General features: G+C 55.2%; 12 protein-coding genes. 3 read left to right on the top strand and 9 right to left on the bottom strand.

Annotated features, from left to right (window positions below; translation table 11 throughout):
- Positions 1-243: 243 nt before the first annotated feature.
- The 9 genes from CEK60_RS09170 to CEK60_RS09210 all read right to left on the bottom strand — a co-directional run bounded on the left by CEK60_RS09170 (position 244) and on the right by CEK60_RS09210 (position 15,147).
- Entirely contained in the window at positions 244-2,445 is a 2,202-nt protein-coding gene (locus CEK60_RS09170) for a KAP family P-loop NTPase fold protein (protein WP_089038754.1), read from the bottom strand.
- A 236-nt stretch (positions 2,446-2,681) separates the two neighbouring features.
- Positions 2,682-3,479, bottom strand: a complete 798-nt coding sequence (locus CEK60_RS09175) for a Cof-type HAD-IIB family hydrolase (protein ID WP_089038755.1) — start codon at positions 3,477-3,479, stop codon at positions 2,682-2,684.
- A gap of 129 nt (positions 3,480-3,608) precedes the next feature.
- Positions 3,609-6,302, bottom strand: coding sequence for a beta-N-acetylhexosaminidase (locus CEK60_RS09180; RefSeq protein WP_089038756.1), 2,694 nt, complete (start codon positions 6,300-6,302; stop codon positions 3,609-3,611).
- A gap of 17 nt (positions 6,303-6,319) precedes the next feature.
- Positions 6,320-7,726, bottom strand: a complete 1,407-nt coding sequence (locus CEK60_RS09185; RefSeq protein WP_089038757.1) for an OprD family outer membrane porin — start codon at positions 7,724-7,726, stop codon at positions 6,320-6,322.
- Between the two features lie 192 nt (positions 7,727-7,918).
- Positions 7,919-9,658 carry an N-acetylglucosamine-specific PTS transporter subunit IIBC gene (gene nagE / locus CEK60_RS09190; RefSeq protein ID WP_089038758.1) on the bottom strand — a complete coding sequence of 580 codons (1,740 nt, stop codon included), beginning with the start codon at positions 9,656-9,658 and terminating at the stop codon, positions 7,919-7,921.
- A 1-nt stretch (position 9,659) separates the two neighbouring features.
- On the bottom strand, positions 9,660-12,239 hold the full coding sequence (gene ptsP, locus CEK60_RS09195; RefSeq protein ID WP_089038759.1) for a phosphoenolpyruvate--protein phosphotransferase: 2,580 nt from the start codon (positions 12,237-12,239) through the stop codon (positions 9,660-9,662).
- A gap of 29 nt (positions 12,240-12,268) precedes the next feature.
- Positions 12,269-13,288: an SIS domain-containing protein gene (locus CEK60_RS09200; RefSeq protein ID WP_089038760.1), complete on the bottom strand. Its 1,020-nt coding sequence runs from the start codon at positions 13,286-13,288 to the stop codon at positions 12,269-12,271.
- Positions 13,289-14,404, bottom strand: a complete 1,116-nt coding sequence (gene nagA / locus CEK60_RS09205) for an N-acetylglucosamine-6-phosphate deacetylase (protein WP_089038761.1) — start codon at positions 14,402-14,404, stop codon at positions 13,289-13,291.
- Positions 14,405-14,412: 8 nt separating this feature from the next.
- Positions 14,413-15,147, bottom strand: coding sequence for a GntR family transcriptional regulator (locus tag CEK60_RS09210; RefSeq protein ID WP_089038762.1), 735 nt, complete (start codon positions 15,145-15,147; stop codon positions 14,413-14,415).
- 265 nt (positions 15,148-15,412) lie between these two features.
- On the opposite strand from CEK60_RS09210, the gene CEK60_RS09215 reads away from it, so the two are divergent.
- The 3 genes from CEK60_RS09215 to CEK60_RS09225 all read left to right on the top strand — a co-directional run bounded on the left by CEK60_RS09215 (position 15,413) and on the right by CEK60_RS09225 (position 19,622).
- On the top strand, positions 15,413-17,353 hold the full coding sequence (locus tag CEK60_RS09215) for an exoribonuclease II (RefSeq protein WP_089040889.1): 1,941 nt from the start codon (positions 15,413-15,415) through the stop codon (positions 17,351-17,353).
- Between the two features lie 132 nt (positions 17,354-17,485).
- Positions 17,486-18,604, top strand: coding sequence for a glycosyltransferase family 4 protein (locus CEK60_RS09220; RefSeq protein ID WP_089038763.1), 1,119 nt, complete (start codon positions 17,486-17,488; stop codon positions 18,602-18,604).
- Entirely contained in the window at positions 18,582-19,622 is a 1,041-nt protein-coding gene (locus CEK60_RS09225; RefSeq protein WP_089038764.1) for a lysylphosphatidylglycerol synthase transmembrane domain-containing protein, read from the top strand. The genes CEK60_RS09220 and CEK60_RS09225 overlap by 23 nt, the downstream gene beginning before the upstream one ends.
- The last annotated feature ends 16 nt before the right edge of the window (positions 19,623-19,638 follow it).

Consider the following 19,638-nt stretch of genomic DNA (forward strand, 5'->3'; position numbering starts at 1 on the left):
ATTTCCGAGTCGTCATCAACGACCATCAAGGTAGCAGGCGTGGTTGTCATGGTAGCAATATGCCCTGGGTTATTATTACTCGTTATTATCATTTTAGGGGCTAGATGATGGTGGAGTGGCCACCCTATCGCAAGTGACCATGGTTCCTGGATTCAGGCTCACAGCGCAAACCGCTGCGATAACCACTAAGCCACCGCAGCCTCGCCGTGACCAGAAGTATCAGCTCGTGGTTGAGGATTGTAATTAGTGTCGAGACTGCTTTATTGCCATTTTCAGCTCAGCAACTTTTTCTCTGAATTCACCATCTTTCAACCGCTCCAAACGAGCATTGGTTTCTTTCCAGTCAAGAAATACTGAAACGGACTCTTCTGAAAGAGGGTAGTAGACTCTATTACTCATCGCCCATCCTCGTAAGTGGTTTAAAATATTGAGAAAACCTTCATCGCGTTTGCAGTAATCTCTTACCCACTCAACCGCTTCGTCATTTCCAGAAATGTTTAGCCAGCCATAGAGATAGGCTGAAACATCCGGCAAGTCTGGTATAAGCTTTTTAGTAGCTGGCTGCCTTATACGCTCTTTGAGGATTCCGATCGCTCGATCAAGAACTTCCTCCGAAATCTCCCACTGATCCGCATGCTCAGCCTTATCACCTACCTTGCCATGGCGAAAAAGCTGGCTTCGGAAGAAATACCCAACTAGCCAATTTATAGCTTCTCCGTCACTTGCGATCTTTCGGACAGTCTTATCTTGCCTATCTGGATCTAGATTCTGTAGCCGGCTAAGGCAGCTTTTCATGATCAAGTTTGCAATTTCATTTAATGAAAGAGAAAAAGCGCGGTGATCACCATCTTCCTTGAGCGCAATGTCCATCATATTTGAAAGTGAAAGAAGCAACCCGACCAATTGATCTTCATCCAGTCTTGATATACACGCATCATCTAGTCTATCCAGCACATGTTCAAACCAAGTTTTACCAGATCTGCGTCGTTGCATAACTTCTTCAGATAGGCGTAATGTCAGTTGTTCAAAATCAGTTTTTGCCAATTCTAACAAGCTATTGAAGTCATCATCGGCCATGACTGTCTTTGGGCCAGTAAGCGCAAAATAAAATCGATAATGTAGCGGGCTGCCAAGCCTTTTTAATGATACTGCCTCAGACATTTCCGATGAACTCATCGCGCTAAAAACACGCTTTTGGGGGTCTTCTTCATCAGACAAGCCGGGCACAAATCGCCGCAAACTCCAGATTGACTGGGCAGTTCCAACGCCCTCTGATGGTAAAAGCCTCTTTAACTCTTCACCTATTTTAGCTCTTTCATCATTTGCAACAGTTGCATCACCTGTCACTAAAACAGAACGTACTGACAAGTACTCCTCCAGCCATTGATACAGTTTGTAGTTTGTAGTTTTGATCAAGCACAGGCGACAGAAATCTGGAAAATATACATCGTCTTTAATCTGTGGAAATACAAAACGAATGCCGTTCAGAGAAAGTTTAACTTCACGTGGCGTAGATAGTCTCATGCCTTGTTGGTCAACCGCAGATTTCAGGTCGCCAAGTAACTCACCCTCGACTTCATGACCCATCACTTCTTCATAGATGGATTTCGCTTCTTCTAAGAATTGTGTTCGAAGATCAAACGGCTCTGGAAGCGGGATATTAAAGGTAAGTTGCACAATTTTTTGCAAAAAAAGATCACCATCCTCTACTTTCAAACCAGTTTTCAGTGCCTGCGCCAATACTTCCCGGTCATAGCACATTAAATAGGCAACTCTTGGAAAATCAGCGACTGATCGGACAAGGCGCACTACCTCGACTGCTTGTTCGGGCTCAAGACGATCAAGATCATCTAGAATAACCACAAAACCGACATCCAATCCTTTAATTTTTTGACTTATTTTTTGTTTTAGCTCAGAAGGAGTCGATTCGGTCGGGAGCACCTGCTCTAATGCGTTTGCTCCTGCTTCAAGCGCATTGCCAACACCTTGTGCACCTGGAACAAAGTATCCTAGGACATTCGCAATTGATGCAGCCCCTCGCGCTGTCTTTGGGCCATAGCTACGAAGCAATTGGCTGACTTCAACCATCTGCTCCCCTGCATCTCTGGCCTGTCTGCCATCAGTTTGAGCAGTTTCTTTCTTCTTTAATATCGCACTCATCGGCTCCAACAATGAAGTTACCAATGATGAAGTATCCCCATTTAACCAAGGCGCAATTGTAATGGTATAAATTTCCTCATCTTGAGCGGCAACAAGCTCACATCGAAGGAAATTTAGCAGCGAAGTCTTGCCTGAACCCCATTTTCCTTCCAACCCAATGACTATGCCGTCACCTTTCGATGCCTCGACGATTGAAGGAGCCAGTCTTTTTGCCATACCAGCAAAACCAAACTTATCTTCATCTTCGTTCTCAAGAGCTCTATCCGAGTCTAATTGCGTTGTCATTCTGTAATCCAGTCAAGTTCACTCAATTAGTCTAAACCGGTCGTATATAAATATCTTTAGCTCACGAATTTCCGAGTCGTCATCAACGACCATCAAGGTAGCAGGCGTGGTTGTCATGGTAGCAATATGCCCTGGGTTATTATTACTCGTTATTATCATTTTAGGGGCTAGATGATGGTGGAGTGGCCACCCTATCGCAAGCGGCCATCGACCAAGGTTGCAGCGTGAAGCGGTTATTACAGCGCAAAGCGTTTTGCTAGCCACCGAGCCACAGCCGCTTCGCTATGATGGCCGATACGCTCAGCGCTGGAAACTCGATCGAAAAGCGCAGGGTGGGCGTTGTTCATTACCTGAGCTTCCCCTGCCAGATTAAGCATTTCAGTATCGTTTAGGTTATCGCCAAATGCTAAGCACTCTGCCGGCGTTAGCTTTAGCTTTTCCAGCAGTGCCGTTAAGGCCACGCCTTTATTAACGCCACCCGCCATAATTTCTAAAGAGTCGATCGTTGAGTATGTGATATGTAGGCTGTGACCATGCGCCTGCTGGGCCTGACATTCCAGTTGCGCTAACGCAGCCGGATCGCCTATATAGAGCACTTTACCAACCCCATCAGCATCCATCGCTGCCTGCGGCACAACCTCGTAACGAAAGCCCGTCGAGGCATGCAATGACAACAGATGCGGTGCGTCGGCATCGATATACCAGCCGCTTTCACGATAAAGGTTGAGCCTTACCTGAGGCGGGCGCGGCAACTGAATAAGCGTTTCGACGTAGGCTGGTTCAAGATGGGTCGCGCTCAAAAGCGTGCCGTCTGGAGCATGGACATATGCCCCGTTGGTACTGATTAAATAGGCCGGGATATCCAACTGATCGCGAAACACGCGCATATCGTTATAGTGGCGACCAGACGCCAGCGCGACATGATGGCCTTGCGCTACAAGCGCTCTCAGCACCTCAATAGTGTTGTCGTGCAGCCGGTGGTCGCTGCCTAACAGCGTACCGTCAAGGTCGGAAACGATAAGGCGTGATGTCATGGTGCACTCCTGATGATAGAACTTCTCAGCTTATCCGATTACGCTCGCCGCTCCCAGCCGGACTAAAGAGACTCAGAGCCCTCTAAGGCAACGCCGCCTGAAGAGGGCTCTTCGCTATCTTAACGCTGGTTAATTTAGCGTCACGACACGGCTATGCCGCTGACCATTGGCACTGGCGCTGCGCAGTAGCACCGTGTTTTCCACCTCAGGGCGCGCGCTGTCCTGATAGACCTGCCAGCTCGCCCCGTCGTCCAAAGAGTACTCAATACTTACTCCAGGTAACGCGACATTGGCCACTAGCCTACCCGCTTCAACCCGCGCTCCTGGCAACGGCAGACGATAAGCGATCCCATCGCGCTCCAGCCGTGGCAGAACACGTTGACCAAGCAGGTTGGCAAAACGCTGCCAGTCCTCGATCAACGATTCATCGTCGACAAAGGACGTCTCGCCACCGATGAACACCTGACCAGGTTGATAATCGAGTTCCCACTCGGCTTGGTGCCAGGCTCGCTCGGCCAACGCTAGCAGACGCGGGAAGATCATGTACTCCATCTGCGTCTCGCTACGAACCGTTTCACCCCAGGCTTGAGCGGAAATCCCCCGAGCACCTTGCCACCCCTCGGCGCTCTCGGAACGAAAGGTATTGCCGTCTCGATCAACTGAGGTTTCCGCATTTTGCGCCAGATTATCGGGGGCAAAGGAGAACACTTTGCGCGTATCGGTGAAACGTGTCGCCCAGTAGTAGCCTCGTTCGTGTGGATTGACCTCGTAGGGCATGTCGAAGTAGAGATAATCTGGGCTCGAAAGAATCACCTCATAACCCCGCGACTGCCACTCGGCCACCGACTGACTACCGCCCCAAAACAGCGGGTCCCAGAAATTGACCGCGACCTGCGGCGTCGCAAACTCGGCGGCGGACTCAACATGCTTAAGACCGTCTTGCCAGGCTGACATCCGCGCTATTCCGTAGCTGTCAGCGAGTTGATTGACCTGTAGGGCAAAACGGCTCGGCAGTTCCTCTACAGAAGCAACCTCTCCATCGGCAACGCTCTGTTGGCAAATTGGCGACGCCTCCCAGGGATGGTGCTGATCACTCTGGTCGATGGTTCCTCGCCAGTCGACCGGTTCTTCAGCATCGATATCCTGAAAACCATGACCTAGCAGGATATTCTTGGCTTCATCACCACCAAAGTGCCAGTTGTCCAGCGCCTGGCCCGCCTCTTGGTGCATCGATACCACTTCGCCCATCACCTTATCGACAAAGCGGTTCGTCGACTCAAGACAGGGGTTAAGGTAGCTGCGACGATCATAGAGCTGAACCGACAGCGTATTGGACGTATCTTCGGGGTCGATTAATCGATACTCATTGGCTGCCGCACTATCGCCCTCCTCCATCAGCCGACGATATCGCGCTTCCATAGCCACCACAGCGGCGCGAGCATGAGCTGGCATATCAATTTCAGGCACCACCTGAATATGGCGAGCCTCGGCATAGCGAACAATATCGATGTAATCCTCACGGGTATAGAAACCGCTACCGGCAGTATCGTCCTTTGGCCCAGAGCCCAACTGAGGTAAAAGACAGTTCGTTTCTGCCAGATCATGACAGCGCTTGCTGCCTACTTCGGTTAGTTCTGCCAGCCCCGGAATTTCCAGCCGCCAGCCCTCATCATCGGTGAGATGGAAATGGAAACGGTTGAGCTTGTACGCAGCCATCTGATCCAGCAGGCGCAACACGGCGGCCTTATCTTTGAAATTCCGTGCAACATCCAGCATGACGCCGCGATAGTCGTAACGTGGAGCATCATCAATGTCCATCGCTGGCACCAGCCCCTCCTCATCCATGGCCGCTATTAGCGACTGGACAGCGTAAAAAGCCCCGCTAGCGTCAAAAGCCAGAATATCGGCACCGGACTCATTGAGCTGCAGGCGATAGCCTCCTTCCCGTGCCAATGCTTCATCGAGAACGTCTGACTCAGAGACCAAGCGGGCTCGGATCACCAAGCTGTCGCCACCTTCGTTGACGGGGATGTCGAGCCGTTCGAAGCGCTCTCCCAGTACCGCTAGGCTGGCCTCGCTCAGCATTGGCATCTCGAGGCTGACCCCTTCAGACAAATCGAGGGTAGCCTCTCCCAGGCGAGATGAGCGCGGTGTCGGCAAAATAGCTCCCCGCAATGCGTCGGCGGGCATTGCAGTGGCCGCAGCGTTGCGCTCGAAGCGTGTCTCGGCCGTCATCACCACGTTGTTATCATCCGGTGTACGCATAAGCTGCTCACCGAACGGAGCACGGACAAAATCGGTCAGCACTTCATCACGGGTATTATCGATCACCGCGGTTTCATCGCCCACTGCCAGGTACCAATTGGGCATCACATCGGTCATGAATAGCTGCCAGTACTCACCCACGATGGGAATTTCCAGGCTCTCCCCAGCGGCCAGTCCAGTAAAGGTGTCGCTGGGTTCAAGGCGATGGAGATCCCCTGTGATACGCGTCAGCGACAGTTCAGGATGATCCATCTGCAGCAAGCGGCGAATACTCGAAAAATAGAGCTCCCAATCGCTCGCCTCAATGGCCTTATCAGAGGTATTGGTCAAAAGGATCGTCGCGGTGAAACAGGCGGCGTAATCCGCCCCCAACCTCTGGCAGTCGATATCATGCGCCTGTGGCTGGTTGGCGGTTATCGTGTACTGCACGTCTAGCCGCTGCGCCAAGTCACGGGCAGACGACGCGTCAAGCTGTGTGGTTTCGCTGGCCTGGGCTGTCGCCGAGTTGATTGCAACCCCGATAGCCAGTGTCGTTAGGGCCTTCGTCAATGTTGTCATTGTTTTCACCTCAAGCATTACAGAATCGAGAAAGGAGCCACAACCGTGAACTTGATGTCGTGCTCATCTTGAAAGGCATTTTTAAAGCCGCCATCTCCCCAGGAGGCGTAGTCGGTGCGGTTGTCGTAGCGGGTATAGTGCAGTTGAAAACGCGTGCCCTCGGCCCAGCCATTCTGAACTTTGTAATGCACATCAAAATTCCAGGCGGACTCACTAAAGCGGCGCCCGGGGTCCTCAAAACCTGAGTAGGGACGAGCATCCCAACCATAAGCATGAGCCAAGCCCAGCGACCAACCGGGCAAATTCCAGCCTTCCAGGTCATAGGTGACACCGGCGTAGAGGGACTTCTCGCCATCGTGATTCCAGTCGGATCGGGCATCCCACCAGATATCCAAGCGGCCGTTGGACGATGCATAAGGGGTGGTCATTCGCGGCAGGAAGTAGCCCTGAGACCCAGGGGCATGCACCCAGCTAAATTCAAGCCGCCAATCGAAGGCACCTTGATCATAGTGAGCGGTAAGCACCTGTTGCCAAGCAGTGCCGTCATAGACGTCGTTGGCCGAGTCATCGTCATGGCGGTCACGGGCGGCGTAGGTTTGGTAACTCAAACGCAGCGGGGAATCGTTTAGCTGGGTGGCATAAGACACCTTACCGAACCCTTGATCCATATAGCCCTGGGCTTGCCCAAAAGCTGCCTCGACGGCCAGATCATCGGTGACGTCGTAGCGTGCTCCCAGCGAGTGTAGGTAGTCGATCGTCTCTCCATCGGCTTGGCGGAACTCATAGAAGCTCTGATACCAAGGGGCCTTGTAACGATCAGCATGAAAATAGCTCAGCGATAGGTCACCTACCCTCGCTCCGAGTTCTCCACCGCGATAAGTGCCTGGCAGGAAGGACCAGTTAGGCGCGATGACACTGGTGCCTTGGGGCTGCAGATACCCTAACCGCCCCCACATATCACCAAACTTAAACTTGAGTGCGGCCCGGTAGAGGCTTGCACCATTCGTTTCCTTACCGTCCCAGCGTTCTTCCCACAGAGTGCTTGCTGGACGAAAATTGAATTCCGTGCCCTGGTGACGGTTCTGAAAGTCGTAAGCAGCAAAGGCGGCTAGATCCAGCCCCACAACGCCCCCCGCATGACCACTCGAGAAGTCGACAGCCAGATTGGCAGTGGAGTGCTGCAGGTTGGAAGCGTAAGCCCCTGGACTGCCCTCACCATCCGGCCCCATACCTCCCGAACGACGATCACGGTCACGATAGATATAAAACAGGGTGGTCTCAAGGCTGGCCTCTTCCATAAAGCCCCGAGGCTCGTCGGCAGAGGACATCAAGGGAACCAACGATAAAGTACCGATCAGGGCTAGTTGACCAAAGCGACCTAACGGCTGCCCTTTTTGGGGCGTAGGTATGCTTGATATCAGCATGGTGTCGTATCCGATTGTTGTTGATTTTGGATTAGCGTTGCAGTGATGTGCACGTTTTAAAGACGCGCGGGGTCTGTGGGGCAGCGCAACGCTGCCCCATAAACATGGGTCTATGACGTAGAAGTCTTGGCTAAATCGCTACGGCTCCCCGTTACTCAGCCGTTGCCGAGTAACGGGTGTCGATTACGAGCGTTAGGCTCTTAGTGAATGCGCGATAGCAGCGGCTTGATCACCGACGATCAGATGCCATGTATTGCCGTTCAACGCCTGGATGCCTCTACATCCCAGTTGGTCAAGCGCGGCGCTGTCTAGCCCAGCGCCATCGACTAGCTCCACGCGCAGGCGTGTCTGGGCTTGAACGTCCAGCCGTTGTACGTTGGCATTACCACCTAAAGCGGCCATCCAGCGTTGGGCCACCTCGGCGGGCAATGCCGTCGGTTTAGATGAGTTTGCGGGGGTGCCAGGGCTCTGTTCAGAAGGGCTATGTGCAGCAGGGCTATGAGAAGAGGTATTAGCATCAACCGCCGCTCCACTCTGCTTGAGCGCTTGTCGAATCTCATCTGCGATACCATCCGCAATGGGCCCCATCACTACCTGGAGACCACCGCCCTGGAGACGCATGATCCCCCGAGAGCCCAGCGATTTCAGAGCCGGCTCATCAATTGCCTCAGGATTCTCCAGCACCAAGCGCAACCGAGTCGTACAGGCACCTACGCTTTGCAGGTTGCTCGCGCCACCTAACGCCGTGACAAACGCGGGGCCACGTTCACCGAGTGGTGTTGGGGCTGCTGCGGAGGAAGCACTTTCCGGCTCGCGCCCTGGGGTAGGTAGATTAAAGCGGACGATGGCCCAGCGAAATACCGTGTAGTACAGAACAAAATAGACGAGGCCGACAGGCAGCATCAGCCAACCATTGGTGGAAAGCCCGTAAGAGAGTGCAAAGTCAAAGGCTCCAGCGGAGAAGGTGAAGCCAAGCTTCACGTCCAGCCAGTGCAGCAGCGCCATGGAAATGCCCGTTAACACTGCGTGCATGCCATAAAGCAGCGGTGCCAGAAACATAAAGGTGAATTCGATGGGTTCGGTGACACCGGTCAGGAAAGCCGTCAATGCCAGCGAAAGTAACAAGCCACCCACCTGGGCACGGCGTCCTTTTGGTGCGGCATGGTACATGGCCAGCGCCGCGGCTGGCAGGCCGAACATCATCACCGGGAAAAAGCCCGCCATAAAGCGCCCTGCTTCAGGGTCACCAGCAAAGAAACGGTTAAGGTCGCCATTGGCTACTACCCCAGCGGCTGTCTCAAAATTGCCGAAGACGAACCACACCAGGCTATTCAGCACGTGATGCAGACCCGTCATAATCAACAAACGGTTAATCGTTCCGTAAACGAAAAGCCCCAGTTCACCGGCGCCAATCAGCCAGTGACCAAGAGCATCAATGCCATGTTGAATAGGCGGCCAAATCACCCCAAAAACCACCCCCATTGCTACTGCCGCTAGGCCAGTAGCAATAGGTACAAAGCGTCGCCCACCAAAAAAGGCCAGATAGTCAGGGAGCTGAATCGACTTATAGCGATTATAAAGCAGGCCTGCCACGCTGCCGGCAATAATCCCTGCCAGCACCCCCATATCAATCTCAGGGTTAAGCGCGGTCAGCACCGCATCTAGCACCAAGTAGCCAATCACCCCGGCCAGGCCGGCAGCGCCGTTACTATCATCCGCGAAGCCTACGGCGAGGCCGATGGCAAAAATCAGCGCCAGGTTGGCGAAAATGGCTTGGCCAGCGCCAGCAATAAAGGCAACATCCAGCAGATCAGGCTGCCCAAGGCGCAGCAATAGACCTGCAATGGGCAATACCGCGATGGGTAGCATCAGAGAGCGGCCAAGCCGCTGTAGCCCGCCCATCAGGCGGGAACCGAAGGTCGTAGAAGACATTTCAGCACCTCTCAAGGGTCGTTGTTGTTATGTCGGTTTGGTTGGCCTTAGCAAGCCACGCGCTTAAGTGCTGGCGTACAGCGGTCGCATCGTCCAAGGCCAGTATTGCGGGAAGTTCATCTGCCAGTGCGGCAGCATTCAGGCAACGCAGGGCAGCTTTCACTGCAGGCACACGTGCAGGTTCTACAGAAAGTTCATCGACACCCAGCGCAACGAGCAGAAGCGCGACCCGCTCATCACCCGCGGCGGCACCGCAGACACCCACGGGGCAGTGTCCTTTCGCGCCGTCTACCGTCGCTTGAATCAGCCGCAGCACCGCGGGATGCAATACATCCGCTCGTGCGGTGAGCGCCGGGTCCTCACGGTCCATCGCCAGGGTGTACTGGGTTAAATCGTTGGTGCCGATTGACAGAAAGTCGGCTTCAACAGCGAGGCTTCTGGCGCACAGAGCAGCACTAGGCACCTCGATCATGGCACCAAGGCGCGGACGCGCATCGAGCCCCATTTCGCTGGCCAACGTCTCTAAGCGCTTGCGCACTTCGCGCAGCTCGCCAACCTCGGTCACCATCGGCAGCATGATATGTAACGTTTCCAACGGCGTAACGCCGAGTAGCGCTCGCAGCTGAGTCTCCAGCAGTTCAGGCTGGCTGGCCCACAAACGAGCGCCCCGCACGCCCAGCGCTGGGTTAGGTACTGACGGCAATCGCAGATAAGGAAGCTGCTTGTCTGCACCAATATCCAGAGTGCGAATAATCACAGGCTTGCCATCTAAGGCCTTCACAGCAGCCTGATACTCATCACGCTGAGTCGCTTCACTGGGGGCACTATCTCGCTCAAGAAACAGGAACTCACTGCGCAGTAGGCCTACACCATCAGCACCCGAATCTGCCGCTAAACGCGCCTCTTCGGCGCCACCGATATTGGCGCATACCTCAATTTCTCGCCCGTCCAGAGTGATCGCTGGTTCATGGGCTAACGCTTGAGCTTGCTCTGCTTCATAACGGCGAGCATCAATGCGCTCTGCCACTTCCGCCCGTTGAGTAGCGCTAGGGCTCAACGCCAAGCGCCCATTTTCCGCATCTAGAATGACGCTCTCGTTTGTGGCGCTATTAGCAGCGTCGATTAGGCTCGCCCCCATGGCCACGAGGCAGGGAATACCTCGGGCGCGTGCCAAAATGGCCACATGAGAAGTGGTGCCGCCGCCCGCGAGACACAGCCCAGCAGGATGCTGGGTAGCAACGGCCACCAGCTCTGAGGGTGTCAGCTCATCAGCAACGACGACGGCCCCTTTAGGCAGCTCAGGAAGTGCCGCTTGCTGGTCGTCGCTTAGTTCCACCATCACACGGCGCTGCAAGTCGCGCAGATCTGCAACCCTGGCGGCAAGCAGCGCATTTCCGCTCGCCGCAAGCCTTTCGGCCTCGTCATCAAGCGCCTCACGCCAAGCTTGGCCAGCGCTGCGACCTTCACTAATGTGCTTACCTGCCGCTGCTGCCAAATCGGGATCATCGAGCCAGGCGCCATGGGCAGCAAAGATTTCCGCCTCGGCGCTCTGCCCCTGGCGCGTTGCTTGCGTTTCAGCGTTGGCTAACGCCTCGCCAACGCTTAACAGCGCCTTTTTCAAGCGAGCTGTCTCAACGGCTTCGCCCTCGCCCATCAAGGGCACGGCGGGTAGCGGCAATTGATAAGAGACAAGCGGACCGATGGCTAAACCAGGGCTAGCCACTAAGCCAGCCAGTTCGCCCTCTTTAAGTGCCACTGCGGTTAATGTAGACGACGCAGGTGCGCTATGTTCGTCGGCTTCAGGCGTGGTCAACAGACGCTCGGCGGCATCCAGCGCAACCTCAGCAGCCTCTCCCTGGGCCGTCAGTTTTAACGTTGCGCCTTCGGTCAGGCCCAAGTTCATTAATGCGCTAAGACTAGCGGCGCTAGCACTGGCAGCGTTGTCGCTTGAACCCTCCTGTTGCACCGTCAGATTAACGTTATGCTCGCGAGCAATAGCACGCAGTCGGGCAGCCGGTCGCGCATGCAGCCCCGATGCCAAGGCTAGGGTCACGCGGCGCTCAGCTAACGGCCCGTCAGTACGTGTATCGGATTGCTCAGTAGCCGTGCGGGTTAGTACCAGCAAAGGCTCACCAAGGGAAACCTGCTCACCCTCGCGGTGCTTCGACGGCAGTAATTGCCAACCAGCCGCTTCGGTGATCACCAATGGGGTAATCAGCGCACTTGCGCCCAGCGCTAACGCATCGGCATCGAAGCGGCACAGCGGGTCACCCGCGCGCACGTGATCACCTACGGCGACCAAAGGCTCAATACCTTTTCCGTTTAACTCAACCGTATCCAGGCCAAGGTGAAGCAGTAATTCAACACCCGCCTCGGTTCTCAAGGTGAACGCATGATGGGTACGCGCGCACTGCACCACTTCACCATCACAGGGAGCATGCAGGCATTCGCCCAGTGGATCGAGAGCAATGCCCTCTCCCAGGGTTAGGCTGGCAAAAACCGGATCGGGCACCGCTGTTAGGGGTACCACAACCCCCGCCACGGGGGCCCGCAGCGTTAATGACTGATTTGAATCTGACATGGGAGGACTCCCAAGATTGTTGTTATACGTTACAGGGTGCAGGTAACTTTATTGAGGTGCCGTGGGCGATCTGGATCGCTTCCCCGGGCCTCTGCAAGACCAGCCACCATTTGATAAAAGCTCTGAATCACCGACAGTGGCTGCAGAGCCTCATGACCAGCATCTACCAAGGTCAAATTGCGCTGTACCACGCTCTTGTCGGCAGCAAGGACGACTCGGGCGCCAACACTCTTGAGCCAATCGGTTAACTCCAGCAAACCAGCCTGTTCGGGCCCTGGTGGCGCGAATACCAACACCGGATAATCAGGGCCAATCAGCGCCATCGGACCATGGCGAACTTCGGCACCGCTAAAGGATTCCGCTTGAATCGCACAGGTTTCTTTAAACTTGAGCGCCGCTTCCTGAGCGACTGCAAGACCTGCTCCACGACCAATCACCATCATCTTGTCGGCATTTAGTAATGCCTCGATGGCTGGGGACCAATCCATCGCCAGGGCCTGGGTCAGGCGTTCTGGAAGTTGTTCCAAAGCAGTGAGTAGCAGGCGGTCTTCCTGCCAGTGGCCGATAAGCTGCGCCATGGCAGAAAGCGTGGCCAAGTAGCTTTTGGTGGCAGCGACACTTTTTTCTTCTCCCGCGTAGAGCGGAATTTCACTATCGCTGGCCGCGCCCAGAGGCGACTGCGGCGTATTGACTAACGCTATCGTTCGAGCCCCAGCGGCAGCGAGCGACTGCTGCATCGCCACTAGGTCAGGGCTTTGTCCAGATTGGGAAACCGCCAAGGATAATTGCCCTGTTAGTCGCCAAGGTGCCTTAGCCAGGGTAGTCAGCGAGGGAGGCAGCGAGGCCACCGGAATGCCTTTACGCTGCATACATTGGTAGGCGAAGTAGCTGGCGGCATGATCGGAACTGCCCCGCGCCACGGTGACTGCGGCAGTCGGCTCGGCAAGGCGCAAGCGTTCACCTAGTGCAGCAAGCAACGCGTGATTACGCTGCAACTGACCGCGAACACGTTCAGGGGCGTTGCGAGTTTCTTCAAGCATCAAAGACATTTATGAGGCTCCTTGGGCGTTTCCACAGATATGACGGCCTTCGACATAGACCGCTTGGAGTTGAAGTTGGGGGTCAAGGATGACCAGATCCGCCAATGCGCCCTCTTGCAGGCGGCCAATGTCGTCGATCCCCAGGAAGTCGGCGGGGAAACGTGACAGGCGATCCGAGGCGTCCGCCAGGGTAAGACCGAGGCTAACGAAGTTACGTAACGCCTGATCCATGGTCAGCGTACTGCCTGCCAAAGTGCCGTCAGCCAAACGCACACCTCCCAGACATTTGGTGACGGTCTGCTCACCTAGACGGTAATCACCGTCTGGCATGCCTGCCGCTGCCGTGGAGTCGGTAACCGCGTAGAGATTAGGGATGCAACGTAAGGCGGCACGGATGGCACCAGGGTGTACGTGCAGCAGATCAGGAATCACTTCGGCGTACTGCGCATGGGCGAGCGCTGCGCCGACCATTCCCGGCTTGCGGTGATGCAGTCCGGTCATGGCATTGAACAGATGAGTAAACCCGCAGGCACCATGAGCCAATGCCTCAACGCCCTCTTCATAGCTGCCAAGCGTATGCCCTATCTGAACCCGCACGCCGCGTTCGCTGAGATGGCGAATTAATGCATAGTGGCCAGCTAACTCAGGGGCAAGTGTCAGTAAGCGGATGGGGGCCAAAGCACACAGCTCATCCACCCCCTCAATCACCCCATTACGCGCATAGGCGGGTTGAGCACCCAGCTTGCCAGGATTGATATAAGGACCTTCCAAATGGACGCCCAACACCTTGGCGGCGTCCGGCTCCTGCGCTTCCATATAGCGGGCGATATCGCCTAGCACCTGACGGATCCGCTCATCTGGCGCCGTCATGGTGGTAGCAAGCAAACGGGTAGTTCCAAAGCGCACATGGGTGCGCGCTAGGGTGGCAACAGCTGTGCCGCCCTCCATGGTGTCGGCACCACCACCACCATGCACATGCAAATCTATAAAGCCGGGAATAATGCGTGGATGGTCATTGGTATCAGGATCTACCGGATCGCCGTCAATGCGCTTAATACGCCCGTCTTCCCAGTGGATCTCTCCCAGGCGCCAGCCCTCAGAGGTGAGAATATTGCCAAACTGCATAAAACCTCCTAGCGGGTCATCTCGACCATAAAGTCGTAATAATCAGTGCGGCAGTAGGTAACGGTAAGCTCCGCCGGAGAGCCATCTGCGAGATAGCCTAGACGCGTCACTTTGAGCAACGCCTGGCCCTCAGGCACCTCAGCCAGCATGGCTAGTTCTGCGCTGGCATTGATAGCCGTCACATGCTGCAAAGCACGTGCTATGCCTCTGCCGCTGGCTTCCAACGTTGCATAAAGCGATGTATCGACCCGGAGAGGATCGGGCAGCACCGAGATGGGCAGGCAACTCTCTTCCACCGCCATTACCACCTCATCGGCTAAACGCAAACGCTTGAGACGCGCGACTTGAGCGTCAGCCCCCAGACCAAGGCGCATGCTCTCTTCTGCACTGGGGTTGGCCAGTTTGCGTTCCAACCAATGAGAACTCGGCGTAAACCCACGCTGGGTGAGCAGCTCGGTAAAACTGGCGAGCCGTGATAAGGACTGATTGAGGCGAGGGGCAATAAACGTGCCCGAACCACGGCTTCGGCGAATCAGCCCAAGTTCTGCTAGGCGATCTAACGCCTTCCGCGCAGTAATGCGCGAAACCGCTAAGCTTTCGGCCAAGTTGCGCTCAGAAGGCAACGCCTCGCCGGCTTGCCAGGCGCCCGTCTCAATTGCCTGTTCTAGCTGGCGCGCTAACTGCTGATAAAGCGGTGTTGCGCCCTGAGGATCAAGATGTAGCTGAGTAAAGCGTGGGTCCATGAGTGTCTCCCAGTAGCGGCCATACCAATTAGATACCACTATAGACCCAATAAGATACCAATCAAATACCAATCAAATACCAATAAGATACAACTATGGTTGAATAGTGGCGTCCAGCCCGGCCAATAAGGCAATAAAGCGCGCACATAATTGAACGCAGATCGTTGATAGTTCGGGGCCAAAGCGAACTTCAGGGTAACCACGATTGGCGCGGCCTTTGGGAATCCGTATAGTGGCAGGCTACTCTCGCCAACTGATTGAACACATGCTGCAAAACAACTCATTGCTTGCCCAGCTCAAGCAACAGATCCGTGATACCACCCCACGCGCTGAAGGGGTGATCAAAGCCACCGAAAAAGGCTTCGGCTTCCTTGAAACCGACAGCGGTGAATCTTATTTCGTGCCGCCCCCCGCCATGAAGCAAGTACTCCATGGCGATCGCGTCGAGGCGGTGATCCATGAAAACGGCGACAAAAAGTCCGTAGAGCCTGAAAAGCTGATCGAAGCTGGGCTTGACCGCTTTGTTGCCCGTGTTCAGAAGCGCGAAGACCGTTTAGCCGTTGTGCCCGACCATCCGTCGATTCGCAATGTACTGAAGGCGCGCATAAAGAACAGCCTGGATGAAGCCACTATTGCTGATGGCGACTGGGTTGTCGCGCGGCTGGTACGCCACCCGCTGAAAGAGAACGATCGCGGCTTCTTTACGCAAATTGATGAGCTAGTGGCTAAGGCCGACGATCCCGCCGTTCCGTGGCGCGTCACCCTTGCCCGCCATGCACTGGAGCAAGAGTGCCCGGACGCAGGTACCGAGTGGCCACTGCATGATGAAGGGTTAACCCGTGAAGACCTCACGGCGCAGCCCTTCTTTACTATCGATGGCGAAAAAACCCGCGACATGGACGACGCGCTACACGTGGAAGCGCTGGAAAGCGGCGGTTGGCGGCTAAGCGTTGCGATCGCTGACCCAACGGCCTACGTTGAAGAAGGCCATGCGGCCGACCTTGAAGCGCGCACCCGTGCTTTTACGGTCTACTTACCCGGCCAAAATGTAACGATGTTGCCTGAACAGCTGGCAGATGACCTCTGCTCGCTATGGGAAGGTCAGGACCGCCCTGCCCTTGCCTGCTCGCTGGACATTAATGCCGACGGCAGCCTAGGTGATTACCGCTTTTTTGCGGCTAACGTAAAATCCCACGCCAAACTAGTCTATGACCGCGTTTCCGACTGGATTGACGGTCAAGGCGAGTGGGCTCCCGCTGACAATATCGCTGAACAGCTGAAAGCACTGCGCGATTTGACTGAGGCGCGCACCGCTTGGCGCAACGAACATGCGCTGGTGTTTAAAGATCGTCCTGATTACGTTTTCGACCTGGACGACGCGGGCAACGTCTTAGGCATTCGCACCGAAGATCGCCGCATTGCCAACCGTATGATTGAAGAGTCGATGATTGCCGCTAACGCTTGCTGCGCGGACTTCCTCGCCAAACATATCGGTCACGGTATCTTTAATGTGCACCGCGCTTTTGAGCCTGAAAAAGCCGAATCTGCTCAAGAGTTCTTAGCAACTCAGGAGATTGAGGTCGCCCAGGAAGCGCTGACTGAGCTGGCTCACTACAAAGAGCTAAAGCGCGCTCTGGAAAGCCGTGATGATGCCTGGCTGGACGCGCGTCTGCGCCGCTTCCAAGGCTTTACCAGCATGTCCGCTCAACCTGGCCCGCACTTTGGTCTTGGGCTACCGGCTTATGCCACCTGGACGTCGCCAATTCGTAAGTACGGCGATATGGTCAACCATCGTTTGATCAAGCGAGTGCTTAAAGGTGAACAGGCTCCGGCAGAAGCCAGCCAGCAGCTCACCGAGCAACTCACCGAGCGGCGGCGCCTGAACCGTATGGCAGAACGCGACGTAAAAGATTGGCTCTACGTTCGCTACTTAACGCCAGCGGCTCAAAACCAAGACGCCTTCGACGCAGAGATCATGGCGATCAACCGTGGTGGTATGCGAGTACGCCTGCTGGAAAATGGTGCTACCGCCTTCGTACCCGCCCCGCTAATGCACAGCGATCGCGATAAAGTGGTCATTGATGATAAAGAGGGTCGCATTCAAATTGAAGGCGAAGAGCGCTACAAGCTGGGCGACAGCCTGCGCATTGCGCTAACAGAAGCCCGTGAGGAAACCCGCTCGCTGGTCGCCAAACCCACAGAATAACGTTACCTTGCACCGCCCACGCCACGGCATTGCCGTGGCGTTTTATTTTCCCGCCACCCATTAACTGTCGCAGAACTGACTTATTTCTTCCTTATGGTAATCCGATGACACCCTTGTAGTTCGGAGGTTACCTTGCACATCGCTGATGTGACCATGTTTCACGCCCCGGCAAGCGGCGGCGTTCGTACTTATCTGCAAGCTAAACACCGGGTGCTAGCGCACACGGCAAACCTACGCACTAGCTTGTTAGTGCCGGGAGCTGAGCGCGATAGCCTGGGTGACCACCACACCTTGCCAGCGCTACACCTCCCCTTGGGCCAGGGCTACCGCTTTCCGCTGAGAGGGTCACGCTGGCGCGATGCACTAATCGAGCTAAAACCTGATCTTATCGAGGCTGGCGACCCTTATGTAACGGCATGGGCAGCCCTTGCCGCAGGCCAAACGCTTGGCGTGCCGGTGGTCGGATTTTATCACTCAGACCTTCCACGCTTAATGGGGGATCGCTTTGGCCGCTACGTAGAGAAACGCTTAACGCGCTATGTCAAAGACCTCTACTGCCAATTTGATAGCGTGCTGGCCCCCTGTAACGCTATGGCTAATCGACTCAGGGAGTGGGGAGTCGATAACGTTCGCGTACAGCCATTAGGGGTCGATTTAAACCATTTTCACCCCCAGCAGCGAGATCCCGCCTTCCGCCAAGGCATGGGTATTCCCAGCGATAAAAAGCTGCTGATCTTTGTCGGTCGCAATTCCCGCGAGAAAAATATTGATGTGCTGCTGGCGACAATGCGCCAGCTCGGCAGTGATTACCATTTATTGCTGATGGGTCCCGGCATGCCCCATCAGGTACCCAACAATGTCACTGTCGTGGATCGCTGCTGCGGCGCACATGAAGTGGCCAAAGCACTCGCCAGTAGCGATGCCCTTCTGCATGCGGGTACCCGGGAAACCTTTGGCTTGATCGCTCAAGAAGCGATGGCCTGCGGTATTCCTATCGTGGGTGCCAGGGCCGGTGCGCTGGCTGAAAATGTGCCATTAGGCGCCGGCATTCTGTGTCAGCCACTCGACCCGGATGCCATGGCCGAGGCATGCACAGCCTTGTTCAGTAATGACATCGCCGCCAGCGGGCGTTATGCCCGTCATTTTGTCGAACGCCAGTTCAGTTGGGATAGCGTTATCCAGTCTCTTCTTGAGCACTACATCGACCTTTGCAACATTGAACGGCCCAATGCCCTCGCCCACCACCACTAAGCCCCAACGATTACTGCGTTTTCGCCCGCTGCATGGTTTTCTACTAGCGGGGGCACTCTTGGCCCCGCTAGTGCTTACCACTTGGCTGGGCGGTGCTGAGGCGCTGCAGCGTATTAAACATTTTCCATTGGCGTTATTGCTGTTGATGCTGCTATTAGCGTTTCTGTGTTGGAACCTGAATGCAGCAAGACTGCGGCTAATGTTAGGTGGCCGTGCAGGGCAACTTGGTCAACGTGGTGCGCTGGGCATTGAGCTGGCATCAAAGTTTGCATTGTGCGCTACGCCTGGAGGGAGTGGAGGACCAGCCACTCTACTTATCCTGCTTGCACGACGCGGCTTTCCTCCCGCCAAAGGGGCAGCGGTGTTTTTGATTGACCAAGGCTGTGACTTGCTGTTCTTCCTTACCATGCTGAGCGGTTTGATGCTCTTCTCTCTGGCCAGCGATACCCAGTGGCCGCATCAGTCACTAGTACAGTGGTCACTGGTCGGTTTAGCATTTATGGCGACGCTGGTCAGTGGTGTGATGTGTTATTTACCCAGCCTGCTGCGTGCAGGTGGCGTTATAACGACATGGCCAAGCCGTTACCGACGGCGCTGGTTAGTAAGGCGCTTATTACGATGCCGATATGCGCTCAAGGTCACACTCGCGCTGCCTTTTACGACGCTGCTCGCGATGATGATGCTTACCGCAGCGCACTGGCTAATGCGCTATAGCTTGCTCTATGTCGCGGTGCTGGGCGTGGGCGGCCATGCCGATTGGATGTGGACGTTTTTAACCCAAATGCTGGCCATGGCGGCCAGCCAGCTTAGTTTTCTTCCTGGCGGCGCAGGTGCGGCTGAAGTGGGCGTTGGCAGTTTGTTACTGCCCTTGATGGAACGCGAGCAGGCCGCAGCAGCCGTCTTAGTATGGCGACTGGTGAGCTACCACCTCTATTTAGCGGTGGGGGCACCACTATTTATTCTATACAGCTACCGAATGCTAAACAGAAAATCCGATAATAAAACGCCGGCAAGATAACCGTGCACCAACGAAT

This window comes from Halomonas sp. N3-2A (genome assembly GCF_002216165.1).
GTDB lineage: Bacteria > Pseudomonadota > Gammaproteobacteria > Pseudomonadales > Halomonadaceae > Vreelandella.